The organism is Candidatus Hydrogenedentota bacterium, assembly GCA_019695095.1.
Taxonomy (GTDB): Bacteria; Hydrogenedentota; Hydrogenedentia; order Hydrogenedentales; family SLHB01; genus JAIBAQ01.
Map to the genome: position 1 here is coordinate 1 of JAIBAQ010000368.1, position 3,088 is coordinate 3,088.

Consider the following 3,088-nt stretch of genomic DNA (forward strand, 5'->3'; position numbering starts at 1 on the left):
CTGACGGTGATGGAGAATATCGATTTCTACGCAGACATCTACGGCGTGCCACGTCGCGGGCGCACCGAGAAAGTCGACCGGTTGCTTGCCTTCAGCAACCTCACTCCATTTAAGAAACGCTTGGCAGGCAACTTATCTGGCGGCATGAAGCAGAAGCTTGGCCTCGCGTGCGCGCTCATCCACACGCCCAAAGTCTTGTTTCTCGACGAACCCACCAACGGCGTCGATCCCGTATCGCGTCGTGACTTCTGGCGCATTCTCTACTCATTGTTGCGTGAGAAAGTCACCATCTTCGTTTCGACAGCCTATCTCGACGAAGCCGAACGCTGTAATCGCTTGGGCCTTATGCACGAAGGAAGACTCTTCGCCGTAGGTTCGCCCGATGAGGTTAAGACACACCTTGAGGGCGTTCTGATCGAACTCCACATTGACGAACCCCGTGCCGCAATCCGAGTGCTGCGCGATGCCCTCCCCGGCGACAACGTCGGGTTGTTTGGCGACCGCATTCACGTACTTACTGCCGACGCCGATCGCTCTGCGGCGCGCGCGCGGGACGCGTGTGCACAAGCGGCGTTAGAGCTGCGTGGGATTCGTCCCATTGAACCGTCGCTGGAAGACGTCTTCGTGTCGGTGCTGAACCGCAAGGCGCAGGAGGCCGGCCATGGCGTTTCGACACGCTAAACAGCCCACCGTCGTTGGTTGGGACGATACCAAAGCCGTCGTCGTCACAGATCTGGAACGCCGGTTCGGGCACTTTGTCGCTGTAAACAAGGTGAGTTTCTCCGTACCCAAAGGGAAAGTCTTCGGGTTCCTGGGTCCAAACGGAGCCGGTAAGTCCACCACCATTCGCATGCTATGTGGCATCTTGGCCCCCAGCGGCGGCGCGGGCATGGTGGCGGGGCTCGATATCCGCAAGGAAACGGAACAGATCAAGAATCGTATCGGGTATATGAGCCAACGATTTTCGCTCTATGAAGACCTCACCGTCGAAGAGAATATCGATTTCTATTCGGGCATTTACCGAATTCCGCCCGAAAAGAAGGGACCGCGCAAAGAGTGGGTTGTGGAAATGGCCGGTCTCAAAGACCATCGTCGATCCCGCACGGGAAACCTCTCCGGTGGTTGGAAACAGCGACTGGCTTTGGGCTGCGCCGTGCTCCATGAACCTCCGATTATCTTCCTGGACGAACCTACTTCCGGTGTAGACCCCACAAGCCGCCGCCAGTTCTGGGAACTCATCTACGCACTCAGCGATCGAGGAGTCACCGTGTTCGTCACCACGCACTACATGGATGAAGCCGAGTATTGCGACGAACTCGTTCTCATCTATCGCGGTGAAATCATTGCCAGCGGCACGCCGCGCCATCTCAAGACCGACATCATGCGCGAACAGGTTGTAGACGTCCGATGCGATCGTCCACACGACGCCATGGAAATTATCGAACCTCTCGACGGCGTGAAGGAGGTCGCGTTGTTCGGCAACGGACTACACGCAGTGGCCGAGGAGGGAGCCGATATCGTCGAATCCATCCGAACCACGCTCGCGCAACGCGGCTTTCACGCGAAGCAAGTGGAATCAATCATTCCATCGCTGGAGGACGTCTTCGTTTCGCTGGTGGAAGCCCATGACCGCGCCGAAGCGCCGCAAGCGGAGGTGAAGGGATGAACTTCCAGCGGACATGGGCCATCGCACGAAAAGAGTTCCTGCACGTCGTGCGCGATCCCCGCAGCCTTGGAATGGCTATCGCCATGCCGATGCTCATGCTCCTGCTTTTCGGCTATGCACTGACCCTGGACGTCGACCGCGTACCTCTTGTCGTCTGGGATCAGAGCGGCACGAAGGCCAGCCGTGAATTCCTCTCGCACTTCACGGGCTCGCGCTATTTCTCGCTTCGCGGCTATGTTGATACCTATGCAGACATTGAACGCATCATCGACAATCGCGAAGCGCTTCTCGCGATGGTCATTCCCCGCGATTTCTCAGAGCAAATCGAGGCGGGCAAGAGAGTCCCCGTGCAACTCATCGCCGATGGCAGCGACTCGAATACCGCCACCATTGCCATGGGATACGCCAAGGCCATCACCGAAGCGTACAACCAGCAGGTTATGCTGCACCAGATCCAACGATTCGGCATCACGCCGCCGCGTCAGCCCCTTGACGTTCGTGCCCGCGTCTGGTACAACGCAGACCTCGAATCGCGCAACTTCATCGTACCCGGTCTCATTGCCGTCATCATGAGCATCATTGGCGCGATGCTGACCTCGCTCACCATTGCCCGTGAGTGGGAACGCGGCACTATGGAGCAACTCATCTCCACGCCGGTGCGTTCTCCTGAATTACTCTTCGGCAAACTCATTCCCTACTTTGGCGTAGGCATGTGCGATGTCGTCCTCGCGATGCTCATGGGCCGCTTTCTGTACCATGTCCCGCTGCGCGGAAGTGTCGTGTTGCTCTTCGCCACGGCAATGATCTTCCTTACCGTGGCGGCCACGCAGGGCATGATCTTCAGCATTCTCGCAAAGAACCAACTCCTGGCAAGTCAGCTTGCCCTGATGGGAACTTTCCTTCCCGCCTTCCTGCTGTCAGGATTCGCATTCGCGATTTCAAACATGCCGATTGCGCTTCAATACGTAACCTACATCGTGCCGGCCCGATACTTCGTTGTCATTCTGAAAGGGATCTATCTCAAGGGGGTCGGCGTTTCCTTGCTGTGGGGCGACATCGCGCTTCTCATAGTCTTCGCCACTTTGCTTTTAATCGTTGCCAACGTCGCCTTCAGGAAGAAACTGACATGACACGCGGAGCATTGCGCCATGTTTGAACGAATCAAGCACATGCTCATCAAGGAGTTCATTCATGTCTTCCGCGATCCGCGAATGCGCATGATCGTCTTTGTCGCTCCAGTCATTCAGCTTCTGCTCTTTGGTTACGCCGTCAGCACCGACGTTAAACACGTGGACTTCGCAGTGCTCGATATGGACAGCACCATCGCGAGCAGAGACTTCCTTGCTCGATTTACGAGCAGCGGCTACTTCACGATGAGCAGGTATGTCTCGTCCGAGGCCGAGGCGCACAGACTGCTCGATC

4 protein-coding genes are annotated in these 3,088 nt (G+C 57.0%); all 4 read left to right on the top strand.

Going from position 1 to position 3,088, the window contains the following annotated elements; genetic code table 11:
• The coding region (locus tag K1Y02_26450) for an ABC transporter ATP-binding protein (GenBank protein ID MBX7259923.1) at positions 1 to 681 on the top strand (681 nt) is incomplete at its 5' end.
• A complete protein-coding gene (locus K1Y02_26455) occupies positions 662 to 1,666 on the top strand; it encodes an ABC transporter ATP-binding protein (protein MBX7259924.1) in 1,005 nt (334 codons plus the stop codon). The genes K1Y02_26450 and K1Y02_26455, both read left to right, overlap by 20 nt.
• Entirely contained in the window at positions 1,663 to 2,796 is a 1,134-nt protein-coding gene (locus K1Y02_26460; protein MBX7259925.1) for an ABC transporter permease, read from the top strand. The genes K1Y02_26455 and K1Y02_26460 overlap by 4 nt, the downstream gene beginning before the upstream one ends.
• A gap of 18 nt (positions 2,797 to 2,814) precedes the next feature.
• Positions 2,815 to 3,088, top strand: a 274-nt coding sequence (locus tag K1Y02_26465; protein MBX7259926.1) for an ABC transporter permease, incomplete at its 3' end; no start/stop codon positions are given.

What these genes read in the sequence shown, in the direction of transcription:
- K1Y02_26455 (MBX7259924.1), top strand. Translation starts at nt 662, where the DNA reads ATGGCGTTTCGACACGCTAAACAGCCCACCGTCGTTGGTTGGGACGAT.
- K1Y02_26460 (MBX7259925.1), top strand. Translation starts at nt 1,663, where the DNA reads ATGAACTTCCAGCGGACATGGGCCATCGCACGAAAAGAGTTCCTGCAC.